Source organism: Rhodococcus sp. 1168 (assembly GCF_002091955.1).
GTDB lineage: Bacteria > Actinomycetota > Actinomycetes > Mycobacteriales > Mycobacteriaceae > Rhodococcoides.
Window position 1 is genome coordinate 35,273 of record NZ_MKKY01000027.1, and the last position, 16,095, is coordinate 51,367.

The following is a 16,095-nucleotide window of genomic DNA, read 5'->3' on the forward strand; positions in this document are numbered from 1 at the left end:
CATTTGTGCTGCTTGCGCCTATGTATAGCTACGTTTCTTGATAGACATGCCGCCCGATGACGACAGTAGACAATGAATGCCCGTAGCCACTGAGTCACATAAATCATCGTTTTTGGTCTTCGGGTAGCTATACATCTGAGCCTCGAGAGCTGAGAAATGACGCGTATGCACTACCTGTTGCTTGCGGTAGTAGTCCAACGAACGACTGATGCGAATCTCCTTTTTCTCCTGCTGGCGTATGCCTAGAAACTTGGCCTTCAAGCCGTCGAACACGTTGTCACGCCAGACGTCGCCGCCCTGATTGGTTTCCACCACGACTACAGACACCTCGAACTGCTCGACCAGCTCGTTTACATGCTCCAGCAGCTCGGTAGAGACGATTCTGAGCTGTTCAGCGTGCCGTACGTAGACCAGACCGTCGTAGCCCAGGCTGAGCACAGCTAGACCGGTGTAGTCGCTCGACTTGGCAGAGGTCACGGCAGGATCAACGCTGATGATCGTGAACTTGTAGCCGTCAGCCGGTTCAGCGATAGAAATATCGTCTGCATTCCAGTATGCGCCACTCAAGTCAACCGGCTTGTTCATCATGTTCAGCTTGAACTCGTTGGTGTGACGCTGCTTGTTCAGTTCTTGGATAGATTTTGACTCAGGCCACCATGATTGTTCGTTACCATCGTCATCAACAACAATTGCAGGATAGTAATGTACGTCGATGTTCTGTTGTTCCACCCATTGAAGTTCTGCGTCTAGTTCTAGCGTGTCAGACACATACTTTTCTTTGTCTAATAGATGTTCGGCTCGGTTGGGTTCGTCTACAAGACCCAATTTAACTAATTCGGTGTGCTCGACTTTTTCAAAATCGTTCGTATTTGTAAGAGTAGTAGACATAGGGTTTATAGAATTATCAAATTTAAGATCGGTTTCAGGCGCATTATCAGAAGTCAACTCAGTCGTCAACGTGTGATCTGATCGTTGTGTTGCTAACTCTTGCAAAGATAACAATTCGATTACACTATCGCGCTCGTTTGTGTTATCAGCCGAACTTGACAATGATTGATCTGTGTCGTTCATATCGTGTCGTTGGGCTATGCATTGCTGCAACGGCTTATCTGATTGCGGCGATGTTATAGCTCGTTCGGTCACTGAGTGGCTAGGCGATGTTTCATTCGCTTCTAGTGGCTCTGATAGGCCACTACGTTGATCATCATTAGTTAGCATAGGCTTAGTCAGCTTTACATAAAATCTATTATCGGTAGCTAACAATGACGAATTTCATCTGATGCAACAACTCGGCGCTGTCTGCGTATTCAACCCATGACGTGCGACGTAACCATGCCGCCAGCACAAATCGAAATGACTCTGAAGGTAGCAAGTTCGAGACCGGGTCGCAGTCTTGACCTGCGACGTTGACACGGATCGATCATCTGATGCATGATTCGCGCACAGTTTCACGGTGAGAGGTGATTGCGTGGTCGAACGGTGGAAGGTCCCCGGTGGTGCACCCGAATTGTTCCTGGCCGGCACCTCACCGCTGCTGCGCCCAGACGAGCAGGTCTTCGCCGCCATGGTGGCCGGATGGCGCGATCAACAGCTCAGTCGAAATCTGGGGAAGGGAACCATCAAGCCCCGGCTCGAACTCGTGCACCGCTTCCAGCGGTTCACCAACGAATATCCCTGGCATTGGCGGCCGATGGATGTCGACGAATTCTTCGCCGACCTCCGCGGCGAGGGCCGCGCGAAGTCCACGCTGCGCTCGTACCAGAACGCGCTCCGACTGTTCTGTGACTACGCCGCAGACCCTCGCTACCAATGGACTGCAGTGTGCGAGAACCTGTTCGGTACCCATCCCGCGCAGGTTTGTTTTGAATGGAACACCGCCACCCACTCCGGCGACTACGAGGGACGGCCAGCACGGCGTGCACTGACCAAACCCGAGCTGCAAAACCTGTTCGACTACGCCGACGACCAGGTCCAGATCGCCCGTCACAGCGGCCACAAGGGCTGGCTCGCCGCGATGCGCGACGCGACCGCGATGAAAACTGCCTACGCATGGGGACTGCGCCGCCAAGAACTCGCCATGCTCGACACGACCGACTTCGGCACCAACCCACACGCAACCGAGTTCGCCGGCCACGGAGTCCTCTATGTGCGCTGGGGCAAAGCCAACAAGGGAAGCACACCGAAACGCCGCAGCGTCCTGACCGTGTTCCCGTGGTCGGTGCGGGTGATGACTCAATGGATCGAACACTGCCACGACCTGAACACCCGCACACCCCGCAGCGCCGCGCTGTGGCCCAGCGAACGGTCACCGCGGGTGTCGAAGGAAAAGCTAGGCGCACGCTTCGCCGAATACCGCCGCGCGCTCGGACTACCCGACGAGCTGACCCTGCACTGCCTGAGGCACTCGTACGTCACCCACCTGATCGAAGACGGGTACGACCCACTGTTTGTTCAACAGCAGGTCGGCCACTCCTATGCATCGACCACCGCCCTTTACACCTCAGTTTCGTCCGACTTCCGCACCCGCACACTGCGCACCGTTCTCGACGACAGCATCGAGCGAGCACTCGCACTGCCCGATCCCGGAGCCGGCACGTGACCCGCCGACGCCAACTCGACTTCCACTGGAAGCTCCGCCAGCAGATGGCCGCACACGACATGTGGAAGACCACCCAGCTGGCACCGCTGCTTCGCGAGCGCGGCATCGACCTCTCCGCCGCGCAGATCTACCGCCTCGTCACCGACAAACCCGAACGCCTGTCCATGAAAGTGCTTGTTGCGCTGTGCGATATCTTCGACTGCACACCCAACGACCTGATCACACCCGAAGCCGTCACCGCCCGCGGAGCCAAAGCCGCCGGCGACACCCCTACGCAGAACGTGACCAGCCTGAACCCCGACCTTCGACCCGAACGGGCTCGCATCGCGGATCCCGATTCGTGAGCCCCACTCGCAAACCCCGCCGGCGCAACCAACCACCCGACCCCGACCAACATCACGCCTGTGCACGGTGCAAGGACCACTACCCCACAGCCGCGCACTGGCCCGACGGCCCGGTCTGCACCTTCTGCTACCAGGCTGCCAAACGCGCAGAAGGCACATGCATGGCGTGCGGGCACATCGGAATGGTGCCCGGCCTGGACGAGGACCACATGCCATTGTGTCTGCGCTGCAGCGAAATACCGTTGGATCTGACGTGCACCCGATGCGGCACCGAGACCTGGCTGGCGAAAGCCAAAACCTGCTGGCGGTGCCTGCTCGACGACATCGTCCGCGACCTACTGTCCGGCCCAGATGGGGTTGTTCTCGAGTCGTTGGAGCCGCTGGCAACCGCCATCGTCACCATGCCCAGGGCGAACAGTGGCGTCACCTGGATTCGTGCGAATCCCAAGGTCCGAGAATTACTCGCTGCGCTGGGAGACGGGTCGGTCGACCCGACGCACGAAGCCCTCGACGCGCTGCCCCGCACACGCACCGTTGAGTACCTCCGAGGGTTGATGGTCGAGCATGGCGTCGTGCCTCCGCGGGACCGACTGCTCGCCACCTACGAACGATGGCTTCACGACAAGCTCGCAACCACCGTCGACGACGACTCGAGGAAGATCGTTGAACGGTTCGGGCGGTGGCACCACCTCCGGAAACTACGCGAGTACGCCGCGGCAGGTCCGGTGCGTACCGGATCCTTCCTGCGGGCGAAACAGTCTACGACAGTAGCGATTTCGTTCCTCAACTGGCTGAACGAGCGTGGGACCGCACTGGCCGACTGCAGCCAACACGACATCGACGCCTGGTACGCAACCGGCCCCTCCACCCGCCAACACGCGGAACGATTCCTCTACTGGGCACGCTCGAACAAACTCACGCCCAAGCTGGCCGTTCCCCGCCACACAACAGGCACACACGAGCTGATCGGCGAGACCGAGCGACTGCACATAATCCGTACCTTGTTGCTGCACGACGACCTCCCCGCCGTCCACCGCATCGCCGGATGCCTACTCACCCTCTACGGCCAATCCATCACACGCATCGTCGCCCTGACCATCGACGACGTCCGATCCACAAGCAGCGCAGTCAGCGTGAAGCTGACCGATACCTGGGTCGAGCTGCCCGAACCGATCTCGCACCTCCTGCGCCAGCACCTGGAGAAACGACCCAATACCAATACCGCCAGCAATGCGACCTCGAGGTGGTTGTTCCCCGGCACCATGCCCGGCGAGCACCTCAACCGACAGACCGTCATCGACGCACTCCGCTACGCCGGCATCCCGAGCCGCGCCGTCCGCAACAGCACCTGGCAGCAACTCGTCCGGCAAGCACCGCCGCAGGTACTCGCCGACGCCCTCGGCATCAGTGCCACCACCGCGATGCAGCACGCGGAGCGAGCCGGCGCTGACTGGGCCCGTTACGCGTCGATCAGTCGCAAGCCCTAGCTCAGCACGTCAGCCGAAGTCTCGAGGACGTCCGACTGTGGCACCAGTTTGCTCAGTGTTCACTTGACCATTGATTCGGCAAGCATCAATATAGACGCATGTCGAAACAAAGCCTGCCCATTGCGGTAGCGACCACAGGTGAGTGCTGTTCGCCGCTCATCCGTGAGCCACTGTCCACCGATTGGGCCGGAGACCTGGCCCGCATGTTCAAGGCCCTCGGCGACCCGGTTCGGTTGCGGCTCCTCAGCCTGGTGGCCAGCCATGCCGGCGGCGAGGCATGCGTCTGCGACATCTCCGATTCGTTCGACCTGTCACAGCCCACGATCTCGCACCACCTCAAAGTCCTGAGAGAAGCCGGACTGCTGGACTGCGAGCGCCGCGGAACCTGGGTGTACTACTGGGTGATTCCTGATGCGTTACAGCAGTTGTCGTCGGTCCTAGCGGCCGCCGACCCTACCGCTGACGATGCTGCGTTGGTGACCGCATGAGCACCGCCGCGAACACCTCCGATCACCCGGCTGTGGTCGGGAAGCTCTCCACCCTCGATCGATTCCTGCCCGTGTGGATCGGCGTCGCCATGGTCGTCGGTCTTGTCCTCGGCCGCATGATTCCGGGCATGAACGACGCACTGTCGTCGATCTCGATCGACGGTGTTTCGCTGCCGATCGCCATCGGTTTGCTGATCATGATGTATCCGGTGCTGGCGAAGGTCCGCTACGACCGCCTCGACACCGTCACCGGCGACAAACGCCTCCTCATCGGATCCCTGGTTCTCAACTGGGTACTCGGCCCAGCGCTAATGTTCGCCCTCGCCTGGCTCTTCCTCCCGGACCTGCCCGAATACCGCACCGGGCTGATCATCGTCGGTCTCGCACGCTGCATCGCGATGGTCATCATCTGGAACGACCTCGCCTGCGGCGACCGCGAGGCCGCCGCCGTGCTGGTGGCGATCAACTCGGTGTTCCAGGTGTTCATGTTCGCGGTCCTCGGATGGTTCTATCTCTCGGTCCTACCGGGCTGGCTCGGCCTCGAGCAAACGACGATCGAGGCCTCACCCTGGCAGATCGCCAAATCGGTGCTGATCTTCCTCGGCATCCCCTTGATCGCCGGGTTCGCCTCGCGTTTCTTCGGTGAACGTGCCAAGGGCCGCGAATGGTACGAAGCGAAGTTCATCCCGAAGATCGGACCGTGGGCGCTCTACGGTCTGCTGTTCACCATCGTCATTCTCTTTGCACTGCAGGGGGACCGAATCACCTCGCAGCCCCTCGACGTGGTCCGCATCGCGCTTCCGCTGTTGGTGTACTTCGCGGTGATGTGGGGCGGCGGGTACGCCCTCGGTGCCGCGATGGGTCTTGGCTACGAACGCACCACGACGCTCGCGTTCACCGCCGCGGGCAACAACTTCGAGCTCGCCATCGCCGTGGCCATCGCCACCTACGGAGCGACGTCCGGGCAAGCACTCGCCGGTGTCGTCGGGCCGCTCATCGAAGTACCGGTCCTCGTCGGCCTGGTCTACGTCTCGCTCGCTCTACGCAAGCGCTTCACCCCTCGCCCATCCGTGACGGCAGCGACAAAGGAGTCCTGATGTCCGACAGCGCAACCCATGACGACACCCGCGCACAACCCGAACTGCTCATGCCCCAAGCAGTCCTTTCCCGCACCGCGGAGAGGTTGTCGGAGAAGTACACCGGCATCTTCTCCCCGCAGACGGTGGAGCGGTACGTCTTCGAGTCCTATACCGCGCTGCGGCGGACCTCGAAGATTCACACGCACCTGACGATGCTGGCCGGACGCTTCGCAGCGGACCGCCTCACCGCTCTCGCTCAATCGCAGGGCGATGCGCCCAAGGAAGTACCCGAGGTGCTGTTCATCTGCGTCCACAACGCGGGCCGTTCGCAGATGGCCGCGGCGCTGCTCACCCACCGCGGTGCCGGCCGGGTCCATGTCCGCTCCGCCGGATCCGCACCGACACACGAGATCAACCCCGTTGTCGTCGATGCAATGGCAGAACTGGGCCTCGACCTGGGCGATGCCTACCCGAAACCGCTGACCGACGATGTCGTCGCAGCCGCCGACGTCGTGGTCTCGATGGGGTGCGGGGATGCCTGCGCGATCTACCCGGGCAAACGCTACCTCGACTGGGAGCTCGACGACCCGGACGGCAAGTCCACCGAGGAGGTGCGCCGCATCCGTGACGACCTCGACGCCCGCGTCGGCACACTCCTCACCGAACTGACGACGCCCGTTCCCGCCTGACGCAGCCAATCCCGCAGCGTCACCAACGACTGAAGAAGGGCTTCCAATCTCATGTCCGACACACCCAGCGTGTTGTTCGTCTGCGTCCACAACGCGGGACGCTCGCAGATGGCCGCCGGATTCCTCACCCACCTCGGCGGCGACGACGTCGAGGTCCGTTCCGCAGGTAGCGCGCCCGCGGAGTCCATCAACTCTGCGGCCGTCGAGGCCATGGCCGAGCTAGGCATCGACATCTCCTCTCAGACCCCGAAGATTCTCACCCCGGGCGCCGTCGAAACCTCCGACGTGGTCATCACCATGGGCTGCGGCGATGCATGCCCGGTGTTCCCCGGCGTGAGCTACCGGGACTGGGCCCTGCCGGACCCGGCAGGTAAAGGCGTCGACGCAGTGCGTCCGATCCGCGACGAGATCAAGTCCCGAGTCGAGGACCTACTCGCTGAACTGGTTCCAGCGCGTGCAGGGTCGCGTCGATGAGCACACCGAGCGTGCTGTTCGTGTGTGTCAAGAACGGCGGCAAATCGCAGATGGCCGCCGGACTGATGCGCACAGCAGCCGGGGACACCGTCGAGGTGCATTCGGCCGGCACCAAGCCCGGTAGTGCGGTGAACGCGCTGTCCGCGGAGTCGTTGCTCGAGGTCGGTGTCGACCTCGCAGGCGAGCAACCGAAGCCGATCGACCCGGACCTGCTTGCGCGGATGGACTACGTCATCACCTTGGGCAGCGAAGCCACGGTCGACCGGATCGACGGCCCGAGGTTCGAGAACTGGGACACCGACGAGCCGTCGGAGCGCGGGATCGACGGCATCGAGCGGATGCGACTCGTTCGCGACGACATCGCCGCCCGCGTCGACGATCTCGCTGCACGACTGCAGCACTGACTCCTGCTTTCTTCCCATCCCGCACGCTCTCGCTCCACCTTCGTACGCCCGCACGCCTCTGCTCAGAAGGAGCACCTGTCATGCCTGGACGCAAGATAGTCGCCATCGGCGGCAGCGACGCCGGAATCAGCGCAGCCCTCCGTGCCCGGGAACTCGACCCCACCGCCGAGGTCACCGTCGTCGTCGCCGACGCCTACCCCAACTTCTCGATCTGCGGAATTCCCTATTACGTCTCCGGTGAAGTCACACACTGGACAAATCTCGCTCACCGCACCGCCGAGGACCTCGCCGCCACCGGCATGCGAGTACTCACCGACACCCGCGCCACTGCCATCGACGTCCCCGGACAATCGCTCGCTGTCACCGGCCCGGACGGCAACGACTTCTCGCTGGACTACGACGCATTGATCGTCGGCACCGGCGCTGTCAGCGCCCGCCCGCCCATTTCCGGTCTAACCGGACCGGACGCACTCGGCCCGAAAGACGGCGTGCACCTGCTCCATTCGATGGGCGACACGTTCGAGGTCATGGACTCGATCACCATCCGCGACCCGAAGACCGCAGTCATCATCGGCGCCGGATACATCGGCCTCGAGATGGCCGAAGGTCTCACCACCCGCGGTATCGCCGTCACCCAGATCGAAGCCCTCCCAGAAGTCCTCCCGACCGTCGACCCCGAGCTCGGTGCACTGGTGCATGCCGAACTCGAACGCGGCGGCGTCGAGGTCGTCACCGGCACGACGGTCTCCTCGATCGGCCGAGACGGTCACGCGCTCACGGTCACCGCCGCGACATCGGCAGGAGAATCCCTGTCGCGGACGGTCGATCTGGTGCTCGTCGTGGTCGGGGTCCGCCCGGATGTCTCTCTCGCGGCCGATGCCGGTGCGCAGCTCGGCGACAAAGGCGCGATCGTCGTCGACGCCGGTATGCGCACGTCTCTGCCGAACGTGTTCGCAGCCGGGGACTGCGTGGTCACCCATCATCGTCTGCTCGGGTCGACGTGGCTGCCGCTGGGCACCACCGCCCACAAACAGGGTCGGGTCGCCGGGGAGAACGCTCTCGGCGGTGACGCCGTGTTCGCGGGGAGCCTCGGCACCCAGGTGGTCAAAGTCTTCGACCTGGTCGCCGCCCGGACAGGTTTGCGTGAGCACGAAGCCCACGACGCCGGCACCGGGTGGATCCCGGTGTCGACCACCTCGACCCCGGACGATCACAAGGCCTACTACCCGGGTGCGACCCCGATCTCGATCCGTATCACCGGCGACACGGCCACCGGACGACTGCTCGGGGCACAGCTGGTGGGACGACGGAGTGCCGAGATCTCCAAGCGCGTCGACACCTACGCCGCGGCACTGTTCCACGAGATGACCGTCGACGCCGTCAGCGAACTCGACCTGTCCTACACCCCGCCCCTCGGATCACCCTGGGACGCGGTGCAAATGGCCACCCAGGCCTGGGTCAGGGAGCATCAGCTCGACGCTCAGCGCCGCACTGTCACAGTGTGACCCAACCTGACACTGCTACAACCGTGACCACCACCTCCACCGAGGTGGTGGTCATCGGCGGCGGCCAGGCCGCGCTCGCCGCCGGCTACTACCTGCGCCGCGCGAAACTCGACTTCGTGATCCTCGACGACCAGCCCGCACCGGGTGGGTCGTGGCAGGACTACTGGCCCTCGCTGCACCTTTTCTCACCTGCGCAGTATTCGCACCTACCCGGGTGGCCGATGCCGCCGTGGCCGGACGGCTTCCCGCCCGCCTCACACGTGGTGGACTACCTCACCGCCTACGAGACCAAGTACGACCTACCCGTCCGCCGGCCTGTCCGAGTGGACTCCGTGCACCGCAGCGCCGATGGCGGGTACCGCGTCGACACCGACGCCGGCTCGATCGGTGCGGCGGCGATCATCAATGCCACCGGTACGTGGCCCCGCCCGTTCTGGCCGAGTTACCCGGGGATGCGGGACTTCACCGGCGTTCAGTTGCATGCCGCCGACTACCGCACCCCCGAGCGATTCGAGGGTGTGCGTGTTGCTGTGGTCGGGGGCGGCAATTCGGCGGCGCAGATCCTCGCGGAGATCTCGACCGTCACCGAGACGCTGTGGTTCACCACCCGCGAGCCTAGGTTCCTGCCCGACGATGTCGACGGCCGCGTCCTGTTCGATGTCGCCAGCGACCGAGCCCGTGTGCTGGCGAGCGGCGGTGACGATTCCGGCGGGGTCGCCGGGTTGGGCGACATCGTCATGGTCCCGCCCGTGAAAGAAGCACGTGATCGGGGTGTGCTGCACAGCCGACGAATGTTCACTGCGGTCGTGCCGGATGGTGTGACCGATGGGGAACAGACGGACAGGCTCGACGCGATCGTCTGGTGCACCGGCTTCCGGCCCGCCCTGCGGCACCTGCGTCCTTTGCATCTTCCGTCGACGGACACCTCGCCGATATCGTTGCATCACAATCATGTTCAGGATCAGCCGACGATGGTGTTTCTCGGTTACGGCGACTGGACCGGCGCGGCATCGGCCACGCTGATCGGGGTGGGCCGCACCGCACGTGCCGTGATCTCTGAGCTGGTGACAGCGCTGTCGTGAATGTACTGGTCGGGACATCAGTCGGCGCGGCGTTCGAGGAGGACGGTGTCGCGCCACACCCCATCGAGCTGGGCGATCCGCTCACGGATACCAACCGTTCGATACCCGGACGCGTGATGCAGGGCGATGCTGGCGCGGTTCTCGGGGAAGATCGAGGTCTGCAACATCCACAAGCCGTCAGCATCAGCCTCGGTGACCTGTCTGTGCATCAACGACTTTCCCACCCCACGGCCTCGAAATTCCTCGCCGACGTACACCGAATTCTCGGCCACCCCGCGGTAGCAGTCCCGGGCCGACACCGCCGTCAACGCCGCCCATCCGGCGACGTGGCCGTCGACGACGGCGACCCAGCGATGACCCAGCAACCATTTCTCGGCCAGTTGGTCCTGCGAGGGGACCTCGGTCTCGAACGTCGCGTTGCCGGTGGCGATTCCCTCGGAATAGATCCGCCGCACCGCATCCCAGTCGGCGTCCGTCATCGCGCGTACGGTGACATCGGCCGGGAGGTCCGCCGGGCAGCATGGACGAGGGGTGAGCACCCCCATCACCGCGTCGGCGGCATGCGGCAGACCGGTGCAGCACGTCGGGTTCACCGACACGATCGTCGTTGTGCCTCTCTTACCGAGGGTCACGAAGCCGACGTCGGCGAGCTTACGGACGTGATGCGAGACCGTGGGTTGCCCGATCTCGAGCGCGTCGGCGAGCTTGCCGACGGCGATCCCTGCACCGGATCCGGCGACCAGATGCAGGATCCGCACCCGCATCGGCTCAGCCAGGCAGGCGAACCACTGGGCATACGTCGCCGCATCACCCGCCCCGAGCGGGGCGAGATCGATCGGCGCATCGACGAGCGGGGCGATAACGGTCATCACCGAAGTATATCGATGCCTGTCGATGGTTGTCAGCATCGACGAGTATCGATACAGTCACCTCATAAGCATTGATGATCATCGATGAAAGGGAGTAAGAAGATGACCGAGTACCCCGTCGTGGTGATAGGTGCCGGACCCATCGGCCTCGCCGCTGCCGCACATCTGACCGAAACCGGTTCTGCGGTCCTCGTTCTCGAACGCGGACACAGCGCAGGTGCTGCCGTCGCAGAGTGGAATCATGTCCGCCTGTTCTCCCCGTGGTCCGAGGTCGTCGACCCCGCCGCCGCCCGCTTGCTCGAGCCGACCGGGTGGACCGCGCCCGACGGCGAGACCTATGCAACGGGCCGAGAGTGGGTCGAGGCCTACCTCGGACCATTGGCGGCAGTCCTGGGCGACGTCGTCCGGGTCGATTCCGAGGTGGTCGGCGTCGCGCGACGTGGACGCGACCGTGTCGTCGACGCAGGCCGCGACACCGAGCCCCTCTCCGTTCACATCCGCCACAGCGACGGCAGCGAGGAACGCATCCTGGCCCGCGCCGTCGTCGACGCATCCGGCACCTGGGGATCGCCGAACCCGCTGGGCAGTGAAGGCCTCCCGGCCGTCGGCGAACGCACTGCCGCCCAACGAATCTCGTACCGCGTTCCTGATCTCGCCGACGAGCAGATCCGGGCCGAGTACGCGGGCAAGCACATCGTCATCGCCGGCAGTGGACATTCGGCGCTGACCGCGATCATCACCTTCGCCGACCTCGCAGCCCAAGAGCCGGGCACGACGCTGACGTGGGCGGTGCGACGCGGTGTCACCGACGAGGTGTTCGGCGGCGGCGAATCCGACGAACTCGCCGCCCGCGGCGCACTGGGCCTACGAGCGAAGAAGGCCGTCGACGACGGCTACCTGACCGTGGTGTCCGGATTCCGCACCGAAACGATTGCACCGCAAGACGACCGACTCACGTTGGTCGGAGATGGTGGCGCTCGGATCGAGGGTGTCGACCGGGTAGTGGCACTGACCGGGTTCCGGCCGGACCTATCCTGGCTGTCCGAGGTTCGCCTCGATCTCGACCCCACCCTGCAGGCACCGAGGTTCGTGGCCGAACTGGTCGATCCGAACATGCACTCCTGTGGATCGGTGTCACCGCACGGCGTAGTCGAACTCACCCAACCGGAACCAGGTTTCTACCTCGTGGGGATGAAGAGCTACGGCCGCGCACCGACATTCCTCGCGATGACCGGCTACGAGCAAGTACGCAGCATCGCCGCCGAACTCGCCGGCGATCACGACGGCGCACGGAAAGTCGAACTGACCCTTCCCGACACCGGAGTCTGCGGCGGAGCAGGACTGTTCGACGACCCCAACGCCGGCGCAGCCGGCAGCGGCGGATGCTGCGGTGCACCGGCAGCACCGGAGCTGATCAGCCTCAGCGCACCCTCTCGTGACTGAACCGGTCACCGACCCGGCGTCGGAACAGGAAGCACCGCATCCTGGGCGACGCCGGGTTCTGACCGTCCTGTGTCTCACCGAGATCACCAGCTGGGGAATCCTCTACTACGCCTTCCCTGTTCTCTCCCCGGCGATCACGGCGGACACCGGCTGGTCCACGTCGGTGATCGTGGCCGCGTTCTCGCTGAGCCAGCTCGTCGCAGCGCTGGTCGGGATCCCGGTCGGACGGATCCTGGACCGTCACGGACCGCGCTGGGTGATGACCGCCGGATCCGTGATCGCGGCCCCGGCCCTGGTGGTCGTTGCCACATCGCAGAGCCTGGTCGTGTTCTACCTCGGCTGGACCGCCGCTGGGGTGGCGATGGGCGCCGTGCTCTACCCACCCGCCTTCGCCGCACTGACCCGGTGGTGGGGAACGGACCGCGTCCGGGCGCTGATGATCTTGACCCTCGCCGCCGGGCTGGCAAGTACCGTCTTCGCACCGCTGACCGCACTGTTGTCGGACCAGAGTGATTGGCGTCGAACATATGTGGCCCTCACCGGCATTCTGCTCGTTGTCACGGTGCCGGGCCACCTGTTCGGTTTGCGCGGCCGCTGGCCGAAGGTCACTGCGGTGCATCCCGACGCGCCTGCCGCGATGGACAAGGCCGATGTCGTTCGAAGTCGGCCGTTCGTCATGCTCACCGCGTCGCTGAGCCTGGCGGCGTTCGTCGCGTTCGCTGGAGTGTTCAACCTGGTTCCACTGCTGATCGAGCACGGCGCAGATCCCGCCGTCGCCGCTACCGCACTCGGACTCGGCGGACTCGGCCAGGTCCTCGGGCGAGTCGGATACCTACCGCTGCAACGCTTCACCGGGGTCCGCGGACGAACAGTCGGTATCATCGCAGCCACGGCGCTGACCACCCTCGCACTCGGCGTCGTCACCTCCCTGATCGCATTGGTCGCCATCGCGGTCGGCGCCGGACTCGCCCGCGGAGTCTTCACTCTCATCCAGGCCACCGCCATCACCGACCGATGGGGACCCGCCGAATACGGGCACCTCAACGGCATCATGTCCGCACCCATCGTGATCACGATGGCAATAGCACCGTGGGCCGGATCCCTGGTCGCAGGATGGACCGGCAGTTACTCCGGCGCCTACATCGTGCTCGGGGCATCAGCGTTGGCTTCCGCCGCCCTGGCGGCCTACAGCGTTCCGAAACTGATCGACCAGACCCCACAACAGACGGAATCATCGGCTATTCGTCTTCATTAGATACGTCGCATTACCGGTAGCATTGACATTCATTGTTGTATTGGACTTATGTTTGACAATTGTCGCAATGCCTGAGTCATGCTCATTGTGTACCGCCGAACTAGCCAACGCCTGAGCATGCTCAGCTCTGAGTTCACCAACCGTACGAATCTGGTCAATCAGACTCCCCTGTGTCGTAGTCGTACCGACCAGTGCAACATTAGCTCTAGACGCTAGGAACATGACTGACGACAAGATCGTATGTTTACGCTTGGCAATGTCGTTCTCCGAGTAGCTAGACGCATCGCCTTCTACATCATCCAATAACAAATAGTCTGGTCTTTGATTACCGATCTTCAAACCAAGTGTCTTAGCGTCAATGCCTCTGGCTACAAAACTAAATCCATTTGCTTGCTGTATTTGGCTACGACTCTGTGACACGAATCGGCTAGCTGTACCGCGCATCATTGGCTTGCATAGTTCTCGATAGTCTAGCTTTAATAACTCATTGCTCTGTAGCTCAGCACTGAATGTTGCAAGATGTTGCTCTGCCTGAGTTGCTGAGTCACTGAATGCCGCGATGAACTTACTGTGACCATGCGCTGCTAGCCATAGCGGAATTAATTTAAACAGCCATGTGGACTTGCCTGATTCACGTGGCGCAATCCATGCATCACGCATTGCCTTGTCGGTACATAGCGATTGAGCGTAGTCGGCTAGATCAAGATGAAACTGCGCAAGACTCGGTGCTTCGTCATCAAATCTGATTGAACTTTGAAGATAGACCAGTACGAACATAAGACAGTCATTCTTCGTCCACTGTCGGCGCATTGCCGATATGTGTCTCAAGTGTTGAGGAAACTTATCTAGATATTGATCTATGTTCATTCTGTACCGCGCTGCTCGGCCAGATACTGCTCGTAAATCTTGGCGGCATCTTCATCTGTCGTGTCGGCCTTGGCGGTATGGCTTGTTGGCTTGCCTCTGAGCATCTGAATGCTGTCGGTAGCCTTCTTCAATCCCGCCACGATCTTGTCGTACTCCGCTGGTGTCAGGGTCTTGGACTCCAACAGCTCAAGACCTCTGGCTAGCCTCGTGCTTTCACAGAGGTGAGGATCTGATCTGTGTCGAAAACGAAGAAAGGTGCTCCCACCTGCGATAATTCGACTTGTCTAAGGTTGAATACACGCTGGAACAAGGAGCACCCTTCTGGTGAGCAAGTCTACGTCGTCGTACCCCACCCTGTCCGTTGATGCCACCGGAACCGGTGTCGTGTCGCACGCCGGTGCAGTGACTTTGCTGCGCACGGCGGAAGTGACGGGATTGACCGCAGCGTTGTCGAAGCAGCTCGTGTCGTGGCGGAAACCGTTGGCGCAGTTCGACCCCGGCAAGATCGTCCTCGACCTCGCAGTGTCGCTGGCCCTCGGTGGGGATTGCCTCGCCGACATCGCCACCCTGCGTGAACACGCTGCCGTCTTCGGAAGAGTTCCCTCCGATCCCACCGTCTCCCGCCTGATCACGGCATTGACCACCGACACCGCCTCGGTGCTCACCGCGATCGACACCGCCCGAGCATCCGCTCGCACCGCGGCGTGGAAACACGCCGGCGAGCACGCTCCCGATCACGACATCACCGCCAAGAATCCGATCGTCATCGACCTCGATGCCACCCTCGTCGCGGCCCACTCGGACAAGGAGTCTGCTGCACCGACGTACAAACGAGGCTATGGATTTCATCCCCTGATGGCGTTCGTCGACCACGGCACCAGCGGGACCGGTGAACCTGTCGCGGCGCTGCTGCGGCCCGGTAACGCCGGATCGAACACAGCGGCAGATCATATCGAGGTCACTCGGAAAGCGTTGGCACAGTTACCCTCCACCAGCAGCACACGCCCCGGCAAGAAGGTGCTCATTCGTACCGACGGTGCCGGCGCGAGCCACAAATACCTCACCTGGCTCCACAACCAACGGGTCTCGTATTCGATCGGATTCGGGCTCACCGATGCGATGGTCACCGCACTCGCCGACGCTCCCGAGGACGCCTGGTCGGTCGCCGTCGACGCACAGAAGAAAGTCCGTGACGGTGCCTGGGTCATCGACGCCACCGGCATCGTGGACCTCACCGCCTGGCCGGAGGGGATGCGCGTGGTCATCAGAAAAGAACGACCACACCCCGGTGCTCAACTACGGTTCACCGATGCCGACGGCCTGCGGTTGACTGCGTTCGCCACCAACACCGTCGGCGGGAAGGTCCAGGATCTCGAACTTCGTCACCGTCGCCGTGCGCGCTGCGAGGACCGGATCCGCGTCGCGAAGGACACCGGTCTCACCAACTTCCCGTTGCACGGCTTCGATCAAAACCGCATCTGGCTGGCTATCGTGCAACTCGCCCTCGACC

At 62.8% G+C, this 16,095-nt stretch carries 17 protein-coding genes; 13 read left to right on the plus strand and 4 right to left on the minus strand.

What is annotated here, in order from left to right; all coding sequences use genetic code 11:
• Positions 1-18 precede the first annotated feature (18 nt).
• Entirely contained in the window at positions 19-1,071 is a 1,053-nt protein-coding gene (locus tag BJI47_RS03210; protein ID WP_176224652.1) for a hypothetical protein, read from the minus strand.
• Positions 1,072-1,564: 493 nt separating this feature from the next.
• Here BJI47_RS03210 and BJI47_RS03215 point away from each other — a divergent pair, with 493 nt between their 5' ends.
• The 10 genes from BJI47_RS03215 to BJI47_RS03260 all read left to right on the plus strand — a co-directional run bounded on the left by BJI47_RS03215 (position 1,565) and on the right by BJI47_RS03260 (position 10,151).
• Positions 1,565-2,599, plus strand: a complete 1,035-nt coding sequence (locus BJI47_RS03215; RefSeq protein WP_088942390.1) for a site-specific integrase — start codon at positions 1,565-1,567, stop codon at positions 2,597-2,599.
• On the plus strand, positions 2,596-2,943 hold the full coding sequence (locus BJI47_RS03220; protein WP_088942375.1) for a helix-turn-helix transcriptional regulator: 348 nt from the start codon (positions 2,596-2,598) through the stop codon (positions 2,941-2,943). The genes BJI47_RS03215 and BJI47_RS03220 overlap by 4 nt, the downstream gene beginning before the upstream one ends.
• The gene (locus BJI47_RS03225; RefSeq protein WP_139804843.1) at positions 2,940-4,430 is read left to right on the plus strand and encodes a Fis family transcriptional regulator; all 1,491 of its coding nucleotides are present in this window, start codon (positions 2,940-2,942) and stop codon (positions 4,428-4,430) included. Before BJI47_RS03220 ends, BJI47_RS03225 begins: the two co-directional genes overlap by 4 nt.
• Positions 4,431-4,528: 98 nt before the next feature.
• A complete protein-coding gene (locus BJI47_RS03230; protein ID WP_088942377.1) occupies positions 4,529-4,918 on the plus strand; it encodes a helix-turn-helix transcriptional regulator in 390 nt (129 codons plus the stop codon).
• On the plus strand, positions 4,915-6,015 hold the full coding sequence (gene arsB / locus BJI47_RS03235; RefSeq protein WP_088942378.1) for an ACR3 family arsenite efflux transporter: 1,101 nt from the start codon (positions 4,915-4,917) through the stop codon (positions 6,013-6,015). Before BJI47_RS03230 ends, arsB begins: the two co-directional genes overlap by 4 nt.
• Positions 6,015-6,686 (plus strand): arsenate reductase ArsC, encoded by a 672-nt coding sequence (locus tag BJI47_RS03240; protein WP_088942379.1) that lies wholly within the window; start codon positions 6,015-6,017, stop codon positions 6,684-6,686. Before arsB ends, BJI47_RS03240 begins: the two co-directional genes overlap by 1 nt.
• A gap of 51 nt (positions 6,687-6,737) precedes the next feature.
• Positions 6,738-7,160, plus strand: a complete 423-nt coding sequence (locus tag BJI47_RS03245; protein WP_088942380.1) for an arsenate reductase ArsC — start codon at positions 6,738-6,740, stop codon at positions 7,158-7,160.
• Positions 7,157-7,564 (plus strand): low molecular weight phosphatase family protein, encoded by a 408-nt coding sequence (locus BJI47_RS03250; RefSeq protein WP_088942381.1) that lies wholly within the window; start codon positions 7,157-7,159, stop codon positions 7,562-7,564. Before BJI47_RS03245 ends, BJI47_RS03250 begins: the two co-directional genes overlap by 4 nt.
• A gap of 80 nt (positions 7,565-7,644) precedes the next feature.
• Positions 7,645-9,069 carry an FAD-dependent oxidoreductase gene (locus tag BJI47_RS03255; RefSeq protein ID WP_088942382.1) on the plus strand — a complete coding sequence of 475 codons (1,425 nt, stop codon included), beginning with the start codon at positions 7,645-7,647 and terminating at the stop codon, positions 9,067-9,069.
• 23 nt (positions 9,070-9,092) lie between these two features.
• Positions 9,093-10,151: an ArsO family NAD(P)H-dependent flavin-containing monooxygenase gene (locus tag BJI47_RS03260; RefSeq protein ID WP_088942391.1), complete on the plus strand. Its 1,059-nt coding sequence runs from the start codon at positions 9,093-9,095 to the stop codon at positions 10,149-10,151.
• Positions 10,152-10,168: 17 nt separating this feature from the next.
• Here BJI47_RS03260 and BJI47_RS03265 read toward each other — a convergent pair whose 3' ends face one another.
• Positions 10,169-11,020, minus strand: coding sequence for a metalloregulator ArsR/SmtB family transcription factor (locus BJI47_RS03265; protein WP_254900345.1), 852 nt, complete (start codon positions 11,018-11,020; stop codon positions 10,169-10,171).
• Between the two features lie 102 nt (positions 11,021-11,122).
• On the opposite strand from BJI47_RS03265, the gene BJI47_RS03270 reads away from it, so the two are divergent.
• Positions 11,123-12,463, plus strand: coding sequence for an NAD(P)-binding domain-containing protein (locus tag BJI47_RS03270; protein WP_088942384.1), 1,341 nt, complete (start codon positions 11,123-11,125; stop codon positions 12,461-12,463).
• The gene (locus BJI47_RS03275; RefSeq protein WP_088942385.1) at positions 12,456-13,718 is read left to right on the plus strand and encodes an MFS transporter; all 1,263 of its coding nucleotides are present in this window, start codon (positions 12,456-12,458) and stop codon (positions 13,716-13,718) included. The genes BJI47_RS03270 and BJI47_RS03275 overlap by 8 nt, the downstream gene beginning before the upstream one ends.
• Here the strand turns inward: BJI47_RS03275 and BJI47_RS23615 are convergent.
• A complete protein-coding gene (locus BJI47_RS23615; RefSeq protein ID WP_125458646.1) occupies positions 13,695-14,495 on the minus strand; it encodes a hypothetical protein in 801 nt (266 codons plus the stop codon). The two genes, BJI47_RS03275 and BJI47_RS23615, sit on opposite strands and share 24 nt — an antisense overlap.
• Positions 14,496-14,581: 86 nt before the next feature.
• Entirely contained in the window at positions 14,582-14,767 is a 186-nt protein-coding gene (locus tag BJI47_RS03280; protein ID WP_088942386.1) for a hypothetical protein, read from the minus strand.
• A 142-nt stretch (positions 14,768-14,909) separates the two neighbouring features.
• Between BJI47_RS03280 and BJI47_RS03285 the strand changes: the two genes are divergently transcribed.
• The coding region (locus BJI47_RS03285) for an IS1380 family transposase (RefSeq protein ID WP_088942103.1) at positions 14,910-16,095 on the plus strand (1,186 nt) is incomplete at its 3' end.